Raw genomic sequence first — 15705 nt, 5'->3', positions numbered from 1 at the left:
TCTTAGAAGCCCATGCTCAGGTGTTCAGCAATAGGGCCCAACGCCAGCGTCGGCAGGAAAGTCAGGCCGCCCACCAGCAAAATGGTCACGGTCAACAGGGTCACGAACAGCGGTCCGTGGGTGGGGAAGCTGTTCTGGCCAATCGGTGCGCTCTTTTTCATCGCCAGGCTGCCGGCCAGGGCCAGTACCGGGAGGATGTAGCCAAAGCGACCGATCAACATGCCCAGGCCGAGCATCAGGTTATGGAACGGCGTGTTGGCGCTGAAGCCAGCAAACGCCGAGCCGTTGTTGGCACTGGCTGAGGTGTAGGCGTAGAGCAGTTGGCTGAAGCCATGGGGGCCAGGGTTGCTGATGGCACCGGCTGGGCCTGGCAGGCTGGCAGCAATGGCACCGAGCACGAGCACGCCAACCGGCATCACCAACAAGGTCACGACGAGCAGTTGCACTTCCTTGGCCTGGAGCTTCTTGCCGAGGTATTCCGGCGTACGCCCGATCATCAGGCCGGCGAGGAACACGGCGATCAACACGTTGAGCAACATGCCGTACATACCGGCGCCGACGCCGCCGAAGATCACTTCGCCGACCATCATATTGACCAGCGCCACCATTCCGCTGAGCGGGCTCAGGCTGTCTTGCATGCCGTTGACCGAACCGTTGGACGCCGCCGTGGTGGTCACCGACCAGAGCACCGTGCCGGTGGTGCCGAAGCGCGCTTCCTTGCCTTCCAGCGGCGCGGTTTGCTCCACGGCCGGGTTGTTCAGGCTCGGGTTGGGCTGGTACTCAGCCCACAGTGACGTCGCGCCGCCGATCAGGAACAGCGCGAGCATGCAGCCCAGAATGGCGCGGCTCTGGCGCAAGTCTTTGACGTAGTGGCCGAAGGTGAACACCAATGCCACCGGGATCAGGATGATCGACGCCACTTCAAACAGATTGGCCCAGGCGGTAGGGTCTTCAAACGGGTGCGCCGAGTTGACGCCGAAGAAGCCACCACCGTTGGTACCCAGTTGCTTGATCGCGATCTGACTGGCCGCCGGGCCCAGCGGGATCACCTGATCCACGCCTTGCATCGTCACGGCATCGACGTAATGGGCGAAGGTCTGCGGTACGCCCTGCCACACCAGGAACAGTGCCAGCACCAGGCACAACGGCAACAGCCCGTAGAGGGTGGCGCGGGTCATATCGACCCAGAAGTTACCGAGAGTCTGAGAAGATTTGCGACCAATCCCACGGCATAACGCGACCAGGACTGCCAGACCAGTGGCTGCACTGACGAAGTTCTGCACGGTCAGGCCGGCCATCTGGCTGAGGTAACTCAGGGACGCTTCGCCGCTGTAGTTCTGCCAGTTAGTGTTGGTCATGAAACTGACTGCGGTGTTGAAGGCCAGCGTCCATTCCTGGCCCGGCAATTTCTGCGGGTTCAGTGGGAGAGATCCCTGGAACAGCAAAATCGCGAACAGCAGCAAAAAGCCCGCAAGGTTGAACGCGAGCAACGCCAACATGTATTTGCGCCAGCTTTGTTCCTGCTGCGCGTCCACGCCGGCCAGGCGATAACAGGCCCGCTCGACAGGCCCCAGCAGCGGGCTGAGCCACGTGCGCTGGCCTTCCATCACCTTGTAATAGAACCGCCCCAGGAACGGCGCCGGCACCAGCACCACGGCAAAGAAGGCGATGATCAGCCAATAGTCATAACTGTGCATAGCCCGCTCCTAGTTCCGATCCGCGCGTAACAGCGCAACCAGCAGATAAATGAACAGCGCCACGGCCAATAGCAGTGACACCCCGTCCAGAACGCTCATGGAAGTCTCTCCGTTTAGCGGCGAGTGCCGCGTGTGGGGCAATTGTCCGCAGGAGTGGCGTAAAGGAACGAGAGCATGGGGGTAGGCGGGGCGTAAAGATGGCGTAAAGAGTGGGTTTATGCGGGGTTTACGCCGGGGTATTCGGCGTTTGGGCGGGCGTTATCGGGAGCAAGCCCCTTCCCACATTGAACCGTATTCCAAGGATGTATCCGGTCAACATGTGGGAGGGAGCTTGCTCCCGATAGCGCCGGCACAGTCACCGCCGCACCCCTCTGGTGCAACGCCGAGAAATTTCAAACGCCAAACCGTCCCCCAGGCGACAGTTGCGTCGCTTTACGACAATGATTCTCAGGCTGGCATGGCCGCTGCAACACCTTGAATCATTCCAAACCGTTCCGGGAGCGCAGCACAATGAACACACAACTCAAACCCACCTTGGGCACCCTGCACTTATGGGGCATTGCCGTCGGGCTGGTGATTTCCGGGGAGTATTTCGGCTGGAGCTACGGCTGGGGCGTGGCCGGGACCTTGGGCTTTCTGGTGACCTCGTTGATGGTCGCCGCGATGTACACCTGCTTTATCTTCAGTTTCACCGAGCTGACCACCGCAATTCCCCATGCAGGCGGCCCGTTTGCCTACAGCCGCCGCGCCTTTGGTGAGAAAGGCGGCTTGATTGCGGGGCTCGCCACTTTAATCGAATTCGTCTTCGCCCCACCCGCTATCGCGTTGGCCATCGGCGCTTATCTGAACGTGCAGTTTCCGGCGCTGGACCCGAAACACGCGGCCGTCGGCGCCTACATCGTGTTCATGGGCCTGAACATCCTCGGCGTGAAACTCGCCGCCACCTTCGAACTGGTGGTGTGCGTGCTCGCCGTGGCCGAGCTGTTGGTGTTCATGGGTGTAGTCGCGCCAGCCTTCAGCTTCAGCAATTTCGCACTGAACGGCTGGGCCGGTTCCGACACGTTTGGCGCCCCGGCGATTGCCGGGATGTTTGCGGCAATTCCGTTTGCCATCTGGTTCTTCCTCGCCATCGAAGGCGCGGCCATGGCCGCCGAGGAAGCGAAAGATCCGAAGCGCACCATTCCAAAGGCCTACATCAGCGGCATCCTCACCCTGGTGATCCTGGCCATGGGCGTGATGTTCTTCGCCGGCGGCGTGGGTGACTGGCGCACCCTGTCGAACATCAACGACCCGCTGCCACAGGCGATGAAAACCGTGGTGGGCGACAGCTCCGGCTGGTTGCACATGCTGGTGTGGATCGGCCTGTTTGGCCTGGTGGCCAGCTTCCACGGGATTATCCTTGGCTACTCGCGCCAGTTCTTTGCCCTGGCTCGCGCCGGTTATCTACCGTCTTTCCTCGCCAAACTGTCGCGTTTTCAGACGCCCCATCGCGCCATCATCGCCGGTGGTGTCGTCGGTATTGCCGCCATCTACAGCGACGGCCTGATCAACCTGGGCGGCATGACCCTGACCGCGGCGATGATCACCATGGCCGTCTTCGGCGCCATCGTGATGTACATCATGAGCATGCTCAGCCTGTTCAAACTGCGTAAGACCGAACCGCTGCTGGAACGCACCTTCCGCGCACCGGGTTATCCAATCGTGCCCGGCATTGCGCTGGTACTGGCGGTGGTGTGCCTGGTGGCGATGGCCTGGTTCAACACGCTGATCGGCCTGATCTTCCTGGGCTTTATGGCGGTGGGTTTTATCTATTTCCAACTGACCGCGCAGGACCGTGCCGATGCACCGGTGGACGCAATGTTGACCGGGCTCTAAGGTTTCGAGGCAGAACGGGCCTACACTGAACTACTCAGAAAGCCCGTTACTCAAAGCAGCTATTGCCGTGGGAAAATTCTCCCACGGCAAGCTGCCTCAAGGAGAGCCTTATGCCGTGGTATGCGTGGTTGATTATGGTGGTTGCGATCGGGTCGATCGTCGGTGGGCTGATGATGCTGCGTGACAGCGCCAACAAGGTGGAACTCACCGACGAACAACGCAAACGCGTAGCCGAGCGCAACGCCCAGGCGGATGCCAAGGATGCGCAGGATCGCTAGGGCTGCTTACTCCCAGTCCGCCTTGGCGATATGCAACCCGTGCTGCCCCTTATAGGCAGCACGCTCCGGCTGGCTCCAGCCGCTCAATAGTTCATTCTCCAGCTTATAGATCTCAACCCCAAGCGGACGGCAGACCGTCAGCGGGTCCTGTGCATCCGGCCCCCACATGGGCAGCGACAAATCCCCACCCGGGCACGTCGACAGCGCGCACAACACATCTATCTCGGCAAAAAACTCCAGGTAATCGCCCTTCTGCGCCGGGCACGCCTTCATGAAATACATGTCGTCGTGATTCAGGCCCGTACATTGGAAGATATTCAGCACGTCATGCACATCAAACTCTGTCAGACCGTGGGGTAATACCGCACGGGTCAGGTTCGAATGGCAATGGTGATGGAAGTCCTCACCGGTCAACATGCGGTTCACATAGGGATCGCAACGCGTGCCCAGCAAATCGTGCAGGCGCCCGCCGTGTTCATCGATGCCGTAACTGGCCAGGCTGTCATCGGTAATGGTTACCAGAGGCCGCAAAAATGGCAGGTTCGACCACAGCCGATCATGGGTGCTGACATGCGCCCCCTGCAACTGGCGAGTACGCGCCGCCCACAGACGCTCGCGCGGATCATGGGCATTCCACACGTTAAAATCCCCCACCTGCGGCCCCACCGGCGTGGTCACACGAAACACATGCCCTGCCGGCACCTTCCACGCTTTGCCCGTTCGAATCGGTACCTCGAACTGCTCGATCAACGTACGTTTATCCGCCCGATCACGAATACGCTCATAAAACGCAGTGTCGACCTGTAGCGCTGAACCCTTACTGACCTGATAAGCGGCCGGATAGTCTTTGTACATGGTGCAAGTCCTCGATCAGGGATAGGAAAACAGGGCCAATGACAGGCGTTCCGAATCATCCAGGTACACGCTCATCGCCTCCCCTGCCGCCGGCTTGTCTTGCTGGACCAATAATTGATAAATCTCACGGTCACGCTCCAGCCAGGGCGATTGAAAACGCTGCTCATCAGGCGCCGCGCAAAACACCAGGCGCAGTTGCGCGATGACTTGGGCGAAAAACTCATCGAACAACGGGCTGCGCATCAACCCCACAATCTGCTGATGGAACAGCAAACTGTGAGTCGCCACGGCTCGCCAATCTTCACGTTCGCGAGCCAGGGTGGTGGCGTCAATCGCGTTTTGCATGCACTCCGATTGCTGCAGGGTAAGCGCACCGCTCAGGGCTATGGCCTGCAATTCAAGGGTGCGACGGACGACGAATAAATCCCGCACCTCTGCGCGCTCCAATCGTCGGACCACCACCCCCTTATTGCGCACATAGCGGGTCAGCCCTTCCTGCCCCAGGCGATGCAAGGCTTCCCGGATGGTATTGCGCGACGCGTTATAGGCCTTGACCAATTCCACCTCCACCAACGCCATACCCGGCAACAGCCGCCCACCGATGATATCGGCGCGCAACTCCAGAGCTATCTGGTCGGCTAAAGACAAACTGAGCGTCATGGCTACCTCGGGATTGTTGAACAATCTTTCGGGTAGATGTAATCACTTTTCATGCCAAGGCCGGCGCACGAGGGGAAATACAGAGTGGTTAACTTGCGAGTCTGTAACCGAGGCTGCGCTATGTTTTTTTCTAACGGCTATGTAAAACGGCATCAGGGAATGGATGTGAGCAAAAGCGCTTGGCGACAATGTCGACCCTGATGGTCGCATTGGGGTTGGCGAGAAGTGGAAAACGCAAAATTGGCGAACCGCGTCATGAACAGGCTGCGGGGAAGAGCTAAGGCACAGGTTTCGAAATGGCAAAAAGGCCGGCCAACGACCGGCCCCCTTTACTTAATTGACAACAAGCCTTTCGCGGTTCTTTTCCAGCAACGCTTTACCGATGCCTTTTACTTCCAGTAACTCGTCCACCGCCGTAAACGGGCCGTTACTTTCGCGGTAAGCGATGATTGCCTTGGCTTTGGCGGCACCAATACCGAACAGGTCGCGACGCAGGGTTTCGGCATCAGCGGCGTTGAGATTGACTTTGGCGGATTGCTCGGCCTGGCTCATCTGCGCCGAGACAGGGGCTGGGGCTTCGGGTTTGATGGAAGGGGCTGCGGTGGTCGCAACCGAAAACGCGGTGACGACGGCAAAGATCAGGGAAGAGATGTAGGTATTTTGCATTGGTGACGCTCCATGACATCGGTAGAAGAGAAGCAGCTTTCCGAAGCTGCTTTTCAAACTTAGGCGATGTCTGGAAGGAGTCAAAAACCCAGGCGTTACAGAGTGTGAGCTTAAGGCTCCAAACGGCGCTGTTGAAAAATAAGATCGACGATTTCACCATCCGGCGAATAGCCACTTACCGTGTCGCGCAGCAGCTGTCGAACACGGGAGTAATCGTCCTGATCCAAGGCCCCCAACAGTTCGTTCAACTTACCTTTGAGAAGATCCCAAGCCAGATGATCTTCATTGGCGCTCATGATCATCGGGTGCTGAGTTGCAACTACGTTGTCGCCGATAAGTAATTCTTCGTAAAGCTTTTCACCGGGGCGCAGTCCTGAAAACTCGATGGCGATATCGCCATGAGGGTTTTTATCAGAGCGCACACTGAGGCCCGACAAATGAATCATCTTCTCAGCGAGCTCGACAATCTTCACCGGCTCGCCCATGTCTAGCACGAATACGTCGCCGCCCAAGCCCATGGAACCGGCCTGAATTACCAACTGCGCAGCTTCCGGAATAGTCATGAAGTAGCGGGTGATTTTCGGGTGAGTGACGGTCACCGGGCCACCCGACTTGATTTGCCTGTGGAACAGCGGAATCACCGAGCCAGAGGAGCCAAGGACATTGCCGAAACGCACCATGGTGAATCGGGTCTTGTTAACGCGCGAGACGTTTGAATTGTCGCCAAACAATACGGGGGCTACCTCTCGACTAAGGGCTTGCAGCGTCAGTTCGGCGAGGCGCTTCGTACTGCCCATCACATTGGTCGGGCGGACCGCCTTATCGGTAGAGATCAGCACGAAATTGGCGACGCCCGTCTGCAATGCGGCTTGCGCCGTATTCAGTGTGCCCATGACATTATTCAACACGCCTTCGGCGATGTTGTGCTCCACCATCGGCACATGTTTGTACGCGGCAGCGTGATAAACAGTGCTGATGTGCCAGGCTTTCATGACATCGAGCAACTTGGATTGGTTACGCACCGAACCCAGGATGGGTAAAATTTTGACCGGTAGCGACTCGCGGTTAATACGCTCTTCGAGTTCGCAAAGGATGCTGTATAAATTGAACTCACTGTGTTCGAACAGCAGCAGCGATTTAGGGCGCAGTGGAAGAATCTGCCGGCACAGTTCTGAACCAATTGACCCACCCGCACCCGTTACCATCACGTTCTGCCCTTTGATACAGCGTTCGAGCAATTCGTGCTGGGCTGGCACCGTGTCCCGACCCAAAAGGTCTGCAATATCGACTTCCTGGATATCGTCGACCTTCACCCTGCCACTGGCCAAGTCCATGAAGCCGGGAACACTGCGCACATGCAGAGGGAAACCTTCAAGAAACCCGAGGATTTCACGGCGGCGACCGCGGTTGGAGGATGGAATAGCCAGCAGTATTTCCTGCGCCCCCGTGGCATCGATCATGCGTTGAATGTGCTTGGGCTTATACACTTGCAGCCCGGAAATAACGCGCTCGGAAATACTAGAATCATCATCAATAAAAGCCACCGGCCGCATAACACGCCCCATTCGCAAGGCGGCTACCAATTGATTGCCGGCAGCGCCTGCGCCGTAGATGGCGACGCGCGGCAGCCCATCCTCACGATTAGTAAACGGCACATGTTGCGCAGCGGAAAACCAATCACCCAAGAAGTATTGGCGCATGCCAAGTCGCACGCCGCCTACCATGATCAGACTGAGCCACCAGTAGTTGAAAATAATGGAGCGCGGAACCACATTTTGATGGTTGCTGTACCAGTAAACCACCACGCCAAGAATGAGCGAAGACAAGCTGACCGCCTTGATAATCGCGATCAATGCGTCGTTGCCGAAGTAGCGCATCACAGCACGGTACATACCAAAGCGAATGAACAGCGGAATTGAAATCACTGGAGCGGCAATGAACAACCAGAGGTGAAGACGAACCGGGTTGGCCAATTCATCGATGCCCAGGCGTACAACGAAAGCAAGCCATAAGGCAGCCCAAACGACAAACACATCCGTGCCGACCTGAATCAGTCGTTTTTTTCGTCTAGGCAAAGCGACCAAGTAGGCCCTTAACTTATCCATAGCGTTTTCAAACACCTCTTAACATCCTAATGCTTTGCCTTGGTAAAGCCATCCATGAGCCCTTCGAGGCGTTCTGCCCGGCTGCACGTGCGGCTCAGTCAATAACGTCTGATCGCTCAAGTTCTCCAGCATGAAACTTGATCGCCAGGAAGATCAGCGGTAGATAAGCGACAACCAGAGCCCACGTTCCATCCCATCCATATAGAACAACACCGAGTGCAATGGGCAACAACCAAACGATATTAATGGCCGCCACCGCCAACGTCACTGGCAGGTGTCTACCGAACTTGCGTGAAGCAAACTGATAGGCATGACTGCGATGCGCTTCGTAGACCTTATCGCCCCGTAGCAGGCGGCGCACCAGAGTGAACGTTGCATCAACCACAAACACACCCAACAAAATCAACCAGGCCCAGAAAAACGATGATTGAACCCAACCGGCCTGAATCGCAAAACAACCCAAGATAATGCCCAGAAATCCGCTTCCGGCATCCCCCATGAAAATTTTGGCAGGTGGGAAATTCCAAACCAGGAACGCGCTCACAGCAGCAGCTAAGAGCAGCGGTAACCAAATCATGTCCTGATGACCACTCAACGCAAAGAGCAAACAGCCACCAAGGCACGCGCAGATGGCTTCAACACTGGCAATCCCATCTATACCATCCATAAAATTATAGAGGTTGAGCATCCAGACCAGAAACACAGCGGCCAGAATATTCCCGATCAGCCCCAGATGCAGTTCCCAGCCGAACACCGTCAGCGGGCCAAGTCCGTCCATCCAGAACAACGCCCAGATCGCTGATGCGAAATGGCCAGTCAGGCGCCAGCGGGCAGCGATATGGCCATGATCATCCATAAAACCCAGTACGGCTACCAGCGCGCCGGCTCCTCCCATTGCGATCAACGTATGGGCCGAAACCAAATCCAGCCACCCCAAAACAGGAGTCACCGCCAGAAACGCCAGCACGATTGCAACACCACCACCGCGTGGCGTGGGAATCGAATGCGAACTGCGCGCATTCGGGATATCCATAATGCTTCGCGAAAGCGCATAACGCCTAAGTACAGCAGTCATCAAAAATGAGGTTAATGCAACAACAAGAACAATCCACCCTTCACTCATTTCTTTTCATTTTCCATGTAATCCGAGGCAGTGAGCCTCAACGCCTGTTCCACTGACAATGGCGGCGTCCACCCCAGAACGGCACGCGTTTTGGCGATATCAACCTGCAATGAACCACACAACCGTTGAGACAAGCTGCGCTTGCCTAGCATGCGGGCAGCGGCATTCAGTAAAACGGCAGGGACGGGAAGCAGACGCGCCGGCCTTTCCAACGCTGATGCCATCTTGCGTAACAGGGCGGTGGTGGACAAATCTTCGCCATCGCTGACCATAAAGGTCTGGTTGGCAGCCGCCGGATGACTCAGACACAGAACGGTCAGATCAACCAGGTTATCCAACGCTACAAGGCTGCGAGCGTTATGAATGGCGCCAAAAGGCAAAGGTAACCCCTTATGCAGCCAACGCATCATGCTCAGAAAATTAGCTTTCACACCTGGCCCATAAACCAGTACGGGGCGAATGATCACCACCTCCATACCCGTCGTTAGGGCCAACTCCCGAAGGCGCTGCTCGGCTTCCATCTTTGAAACCCCGTAAGGGTCTACCGGGTTGCCTGGCTGATCAGCAGTAAACGGCACACCGGGCTCGGTGCCTTCGCCGTTGACCTTGATCGAGCTGAGAAACACAAAGCGACGTACCCCAGCCTCCGCAGCCTGACGCGCCACGTTAAGCGTGCCTTCGACATTGACCACGCGGAATGCGTGAAGGGGGTTAGCTTCCAAGTCGTTCATGACGTGAACACGAGCGGCGCAATGGACCACTGCGTCCACCCCAGACAGTTCCGCCGAGAAACTCGCCGTTGCAAGGTCCTCGAATCGAACCACCCGCTCGGCCGTTGCGCAGGTAAGATGACGGCCCCTTGCGGCAACAGTGACACGAGTGTCAGCACGAGCGGCTAACACTTGAACCAACCGGCTGCCGACAAATCCCGAAGCTCCAGTGACGAAAATGTGCACGTAAAGCTCCTTGCCTACGACTTAGACCAAACAGTGCGATTAATATAATCAGTATAACTGTGCACAATACGCACGACTTTCTTGGATACAGCACCGCCAAGATAATCATCGACCACCGCAAGCGCCCGCTCGCCACGAACATGTTGCGTGGTGACGATACGCACCGAATCAAGAACGCGCTCGGCTCTCAACCCACACATTATCAGCGTGCCTGCATCCATGCCCTCTGGTCGCTCATGAGCATTGCGGATGGTGACTGCCGGCAAGTTCAGCAACGAGGCTTCTTCGGTGATAGTACCGCTGTCGGACACCACGCAAAACGCCTCCATCTGCAATTTGATGTAGTCGAGCAGGCCAAACGGCTTTACGAAGCGAATCAGTGGATGATCCAGAGACTCGCCCAGTGCCTCAAGGCGCTTGCGGGTGCGAGGGTGAGTAGAGACGATGACCTGATAGTGGTATTCGTCTGCCAGTGCCTTCAGTGAACCGAGCAAATCCTTCAAATTGTCTGGGGTATCAACGTTTTCCTCACGGTGCGCGCTGACAATAAAATATTGCCCCGCGACCAGCCCTTCTCGAACCAGAACATCCGATGCTTCAATTTTGGGCATGTAATGCTGCAAGACTTCCGCCATATGCGACCCGGTCTTGATAATGGTCTCGGGACGCACACCTTCATCCAGTAAATAACGACGTGCATGCTCGGTGAGTACCATATTGATATCACTCAAATGGTCCAGCACTTTGCGGTTGAGTTCCTCGGGTACACGCTGGTCGAAACAGCGATTCCCCGCCTCCATGTGGAATACCGGGATTTTTCGACGTTTGGCGGATATAACCGCCAGACACGTATTCGTATCCCCGTAGAGCAACAGGGCGTCGGGTTTTTCCAACTCAAAAAGCGCGTCTGATTTGGCGATCACCTCTGCAATTGTCTGAGCCGCAGTTTCGCCAACGGCGCCTAAAAAGTGGTCGGGCTTGCGAATGTCCAGCTCGTCAAAAAACACTTGATTAAGCTCATAGTCATAATTCTGGCCCGAGTGAACCAAAATATGCTGAGTCTGTTTATCGAGTTCTGCGATCACCCGACTCATCTTAATAAGTTCCGGGCGAGTACCGACTAGCGTCATGACCTTAAGCATTGAGCTGCTCCTGAATAAACTCCAACTTCAACAACAGCGTTTTAACACCTTCGACGTCCAAACGTTCTGTATTATGGGAGGTGTAATCATCCAACTCGGAAATATGCGTTTCGCCTTCGACAAAGTACTTCTCATAATTCAAGTCGCGATTATCCGCCGGAATCCGATAGTAGCGCCCCATGTCCTCGGCCTTGGCCATTTCCTCCCGCGAAATCAGCGACTCATAAAGTTTCTCACCGTGTCGAGTGCCAATAACTTTAATCGCATTTAAACGCTTGAACAGTTCTTTCAGCGCTTGCGCCAAATCCTCTACCGTAGAGGCCGGAGCCTTTTGCACGAAAATATCGCCTTGCTCGGCAAACTCGAAAGCATGCAACACCAAGTCCACGGAGTCTTCCAGCGACATCAAGAAGCGGGTCATATTGGGATCGGTAACCGTCAATTCGCCGCCTTGTTTCAGCTGATTGACGAACAACGGGATGACCGAACCCCGCGAGGCCATGACATTGCCGTAACGCGTGGAGCAAATAACCGGGCCGCCTTGTGGGATCATTCTGGACTTGGCAACCACCAGCTTTTCCGCCATAGCCTTGGAAATACCCATGGCGTTGATCGGGTACACCGCTTTGTCAGTGCTCAACACCACGACACGTTCTACATTGTTCGCAATGGCCGCGTTGAGCACGTTCTCTGTACCCAGAACGTTGGTTTTGACAGCCTCCATTGGGTAAAACTCACAGGACGGAACCTGCTTGAGTGCCGCCGCGTGAAAGATATAATTGACGCCCACCATGGCTTGGGAAATGCTCGCGTAGTCACGCACATCACCAATATAGAACTTGACTTTGTCATTGCCCAACGCAATGCGCATATCTTCCTGTTTTTTCTCGTCGCGACTGAATACCCGAATTTCTTTTACTTGGGTGTCGAGAAAGCGCTTTAAAACGGTATTACCGAAAGAACCAGTGCCACCGGTAATCATCAAAATTTTGTTATCAAACATAAAACCTCCTAATTTATCGCTGTGCGCGCATAAACTGAATCAGCTCCGGCCATGACGGCGGATTATAACCCACGGCCTCCCGAAAGCGCGTCGAGTCAAGGGAACGATCGATCGCTAATTGGTTATCGGGAATAATATCGATATTTTTCTGGTAGACCTTAGCGATTTCGGTCAGCAGCGTAAATTTATCAATTGGTTTGGCAGAGACGTGATAAAGACCGGATAACTCTGGTTTTGGCAGTACAAACTCAGCGATGATACGAGCCAGCTCTACGGTAGGCACACCGGAAAAAATAGCTTTCGTGAAGCCCTTTACCGAACCTTCCTGGGACAGAAACCAGTCGACCAGAGATGCACTACTTGCTAACTCATGGCCAATAATCGAAGTGCGCAACGTTATCGCATGAGGCTGATCATTCACCTCACCAATGAATTTGGATTTACCGTAAAGGTCCACTGCATCCGACGTATCGGATTCGAGGTACATGCCCTTCGTTCCAGTAAATACGCAGTCGGTACTGATATGAATCAGCCGTGCGTTAATCAATTGGCATAACTTGGACAGGCGATGCGGCAGCATTGAATTGAGCGGCAGCGTCGACAGGGGATCTTTGGCTTGGGCTAATTGCTTGATCAGGCCGACACAGTTGATCACCACGTCAGGACGGTTTTTTTCAAACACCGCTACCAAAGACTCGTAATCCAAAACATCAACATCCGAATAAAAGCAGCACGCGTGCTTCTCTTCGAAGTAATTGGCCCCGCCTTTGCCACGCATAGTACCGAAAACGCTATGTGAAGTGTGATTGGAAATGTACTTGAACACGGTACTTCCAAGCATTCCCGTCACGCCCAGCACTAATATTTTCATGATTGATCTCTAAGAGTTGGCAATACGGTTTTCAATAATTTGTACCAATCGATGGCATTGCGTCTTCATTTCGTAATTGTCACAGAAAAACCTGAATGCCGCCGCTCCGTAGGCGGCTCTTTTTTCCGGCGTAGCCTCGTAGAGCGCCTCAATGTTCTTGGCCAGCGCTGCGGCATCCTCTGCTTGCGAACATAAGCCAGCCCCCGCCTGGGCCAAAATCCTGGCCCCTTCGCCATCCAGAGCAGCCAGAATAGGCTTGCCTGCTGCCATATAGGCTTGGATCTTACTGGGTATGGTCAATGCGAATATCTCTTCTCGCTTGAGTGTCACCAGTAACGCCCCACTTTTTGCGAACAATTCGGGCATAGCTGAGGAGGGCAAACGGCCTACGAGTTCCAGATTGTGCAGATGGTGCTGGCGTTTTTGTTCCTGCATCCAATCCAAACGGCTACCACTGCCCACCACGACAATCTTGCAATCCAGGTGCACCAGAGCCTTGGCGGCATCGACAATAGTCTCCAAGGACTGTGCAAACCCAAGGTTCCCGGCAAAGACCACGCAAAAATTCGACAGCAATAACTGGCGGACCTCAAGCGGCACGCCATCAACAGCATTCGCTTGCGTGGCTGCAACGCGGTAAGAGTTGGGGTAGTAGACGAGCTTGTCTTTCGCCACGTACTTGGACGCAGAGGAAATGAACGCTTCAGATTGAACCAGGACCGTGTCCGCCCGTGCGTAGATAAAACGCACCAAGACACCTATTGCCTTCAACAGCATTGGATTTTTGATAAACCCTGTTGCCTTGAGCGTTTCCGGCCACAAATCCTGCACCCAAACCATCAAGTGAGCCTTGCTGGAACGTTTTAACACGATGGCAGGAATAGCTGCTGTAATCGGCGAAACCGCAAAAACGATGATTGCGTCAAATTGCTTACCAGCGTTTTGTTTCGGGAAGTACCTAACGCCATTTGCCACAAAGGAAAGGTAGTTGAGAAGCAAGTTTTTAGCGCCACCTGACTTTCTGGGCCTCAACGGAACCCTATGAACTTTTACTCTGTCCTTGTAGATCTGCTCACTACAAGCAGTGGAGTCATAACCTTTGTAGGTATCGCCTTCGGGATAATTAGGTTGTCCTGTAAAGACTTCAACAGTGTGCCCGAAGCACGCCAACTCCTCGGCAACATCATTGATAATGAAGCTCTCAGGATAAAAATACTGAGTGACAATCGCTATATTCAAAGACATATCATCCCACACTATCAAATCGGGACTTAAGCGCTTTAGGCCCCTGAAGAATAACTGACTTGACAAATGACAACATGGCAACCCAGCGATTAATTGAAATATCAAATACAGGGGTCCGATTAGACAGCTCAACAAACCGCTTTGATGTTTCAACGATATCAAACGATTTGGCTTTTTGCCGATGTTTATCAGAAACTTCGCTGTATCCCTCAGGACTCATACTATGTAACATCTCGATTGTTTCCCGAATCCCTACTCTCACTGTAGTCGCTGACACTTCGTTGTAGGAATACCCTGAGACATCCGAAAATAGACCACACGTCAGCGGTAACTCTATGGATTCAATGCCCACCACCGAAGGAATACCGGCTGCAGATGCTTCAATGATCGTCGTACCAGAGCCCACGAAACAAAACGCGCCGTCGAAAATGCTGGGGAGCTCGGCATACTCCACTTCGCCCATAAAGTGCACATAATCACTGACACCGCATGTCTCAGCCAGCGAGATAAGCGCAGCGTGCTCTGGACCGGCGCCGTAGATAAAATACTCAAAATTTGCACGTTTACGAAGCTCTGACAGCTGTGCGATGACATGCTTATTATAAACTTTAAAATCGACTAAACGGCCTATGGAAACGATGCGCAGAGACGACTGAAGTGGCTGACGAGTACTATAGCTTTCAAAGGATACCCCCAGCGGCAATACATCCAGCGTCGCCACATCGACATTAGAAAGCGCCGCTGCCATCTCCGCGGTTCGCTCATTAGGAAACAGCGTCAAGTGGACGTTTTTATCATACAATTCGAGCATTTTCTTTCTGAAATATATATTTCGACCCCGCCACCAACTGATTTCCATAGAGTGATAGATACCAATACTAAGGAAAGTGAACTTCAACCGCGCCTTATTCAAAAAAACATAAGCCAACGTTAACACGTCCACCACATGCACGACATCGTATATAACCGGATCCTTTGGCACGGGCAACAGCGCATTTATCCAACTGGACGCAGGAAAAAATGGCAGATGTTCTACGATATTGACTGTAGCGTAATTAGACAACTCATTGAACAGGCCTGCGTCATACTTATTCGAAAGTAATGTAACTGTTACATTACACCCGGACTGACTGAGGTATTTAGACAACCTGACAACATAGGTCTCAACGCCACCAATGGCCAAGCCACCCAATACAAGCAAAATATTCTTCATACACTCACCGAGAAAA

General features: G+C 54.3%; 15 protein-coding genes. 2 read left to right on the top strand and 13 right to left on the bottom strand.

Annotation, left to right across the window (positions count from 1 at the left end; all coding sequences use genetic code 11):
- Positions 1 to 2 precede the first annotated feature (2 nt).
- Positions 3 to 1697 carry a potassium-transporting ATPase subunit KdpA gene (gene kdpA, locus KSS96_RS08860; protein WP_017526580.1) on the bottom strand — a complete coding sequence of 565 codons (1695 nt, stop codon included), beginning with the start codon at positions 1695 to 1697 and terminating at the stop codon, positions 3 to 5.
- Positions 1698 to 1706: 9 nt separating this feature from the next.
- Entirely contained in the window at positions 1707 to 1796 is a 90-nt protein-coding gene (kdpF, locus tag KSS96_RS08855; RefSeq protein WP_003218754.1) for a K(+)-transporting ATPase subunit F, read from the bottom strand.
- A 411-nt stretch (positions 1797 to 2207) separates the two neighbouring features.
- Between kdpF and eat the strand changes: the two genes are divergently transcribed.
- On the top strand, positions 2208 to 3572 hold the full coding sequence (eat, locus tag KSS96_RS08850; RefSeq protein WP_017526581.1) for an ethanolamine permease: 1365 nt from the start codon (positions 2208 to 2210) through the stop codon (positions 3570 to 3572).
- 110 nt (positions 3573 to 3682) lie between these two features.
- The gene (locus KSS96_RS08845; RefSeq protein ID WP_003172675.1) at positions 3683 to 3850 is read left to right on the top strand and encodes a DUF2897 family protein; all 168 of its coding nucleotides are present in this window, start codon (positions 3683 to 3685) and stop codon (positions 3848 to 3850) included.
- 6 nt (positions 3851 to 3856) lie between these two features.
- On the opposite strand, the gene KSS96_RS08840 is transcribed toward KSS96_RS08845, so the two are convergent.
- From KSS96_RS08840 to KSS96_RS08790, 11 genes are all read right to left on the bottom strand, one after another.
- Positions 3857 to 4705, bottom strand: a complete 849-nt coding sequence (locus KSS96_RS08840) for an urea carboxylase-associated family protein (protein WP_217856012.1) — start codon at positions 4703 to 4705, stop codon at positions 3857 to 3859.
- Positions 4706 to 4720: 15 nt separating this feature from the next.
- Positions 4721 to 5365, bottom strand: a complete 645-nt coding sequence (locus KSS96_RS08835) for a GntR family transcriptional regulator (protein ID WP_217856010.1) — start codon at positions 5363 to 5365, stop codon at positions 4721 to 4723.
- 333 nt (positions 5366 to 5698) lie between these two features.
- Positions 5699 to 6031: a ComEA family DNA-binding protein gene (locus tag KSS96_RS08830; RefSeq protein WP_017526584.1), complete on the bottom strand. Its 333-nt coding sequence runs from the start codon at positions 6029 to 6031 to the stop codon at positions 5699 to 5701.
- Between the two features lie 110 nt (positions 6032 to 6141).
- Entirely contained in the window at positions 6142 to 8136 is a 1995-nt protein-coding gene (locus KSS96_RS08825) for a polysaccharide biosynthesis protein (protein WP_017526585.1), read from the bottom strand.
- A 94-nt stretch (positions 8137 to 8230) separates the two neighbouring features.
- Entirely contained in the window at positions 8231 to 9259 is a 1029-nt protein-coding gene (locus KSS96_RS08820) for an MraY family glycosyltransferase (RefSeq protein ID WP_116079478.1), read from the bottom strand.
- A complete protein-coding gene (locus tag KSS96_RS08815; protein ID WP_135196689.1) occupies positions 9256 to 10215 on the bottom strand; it encodes a UDP-glucose 4-epimerase family protein in 960 nt (319 codons plus the stop codon). Before KSS96_RS08815 ends, KSS96_RS08820 begins: the two co-directional genes overlap by 4 nt.
- 14 nt (positions 10216 to 10229) lie before the next feature.
- The gene (wecB, locus tag KSS96_RS08810) at positions 10230 to 11357 is read right to left on the bottom strand and encodes a non-hydrolyzing UDP-N-acetylglucosamine 2-epimerase (protein WP_017526588.1); all 1128 of its coding nucleotides are present in this window, start codon (positions 11355 to 11357) and stop codon (positions 10230 to 10232) included.
- Complete coding sequence (locus KSS96_RS08805) at positions 11350 to 12360, bottom strand: polysaccharide biosynthesis protein (RefSeq protein ID WP_017526589.1); 1011 nt, start codon at positions 12358 to 12360, stop codon at positions 11350 to 11352. Before KSS96_RS08805 ends, wecB begins: the two co-directional genes overlap by 8 nt.
- A 13-nt stretch (positions 12361 to 12373) precedes the next feature.
- Entirely contained in the window at positions 12374 to 13231 is an 858-nt protein-coding gene (locus tag KSS96_RS08800) for a dTDP-4-dehydrorhamnose reductase family protein (RefSeq protein WP_017526590.1), read from the bottom strand.
- A 9-nt stretch (positions 13232 to 13240) separates the two neighbouring features.
- The gene (locus KSS96_RS08795; RefSeq protein ID WP_017526591.1) at positions 13241 to 14476 is read right to left on the bottom strand and encodes a glycosyltransferase family 4 protein; all 1236 of its coding nucleotides are present in this window, start codon (positions 14474 to 14476) and stop codon (positions 13241 to 13243) included.
- A gap of 1 nt (position 14477) precedes the next feature.
- Positions 14478 to 15689, bottom strand: a complete 1212-nt coding sequence (locus KSS96_RS08790) for a glycosyltransferase family 4 protein (protein WP_158555753.1) — start codon at positions 15687 to 15689, stop codon at positions 14478 to 14480.
- Positions 15690 to 15705: the final 16 nt, after the last annotated feature.

Origin of the sequence: Pseudomonas asgharzadehiana (genome assembly GCF_019139815.1) — a bacterium.
GTDB classification, from domain to species: Bacteria; Pseudomonadota; Gammaproteobacteria; order Pseudomonadales; family Pseudomonadaceae; genus Aquipseudomonas; species Aquipseudomonas asgharzadehiana.
The sequence above is the reverse complement of the archived record's forward strand: the minus strand, read 5'-3'. Positions and strand labels throughout refer to the sequence as shown.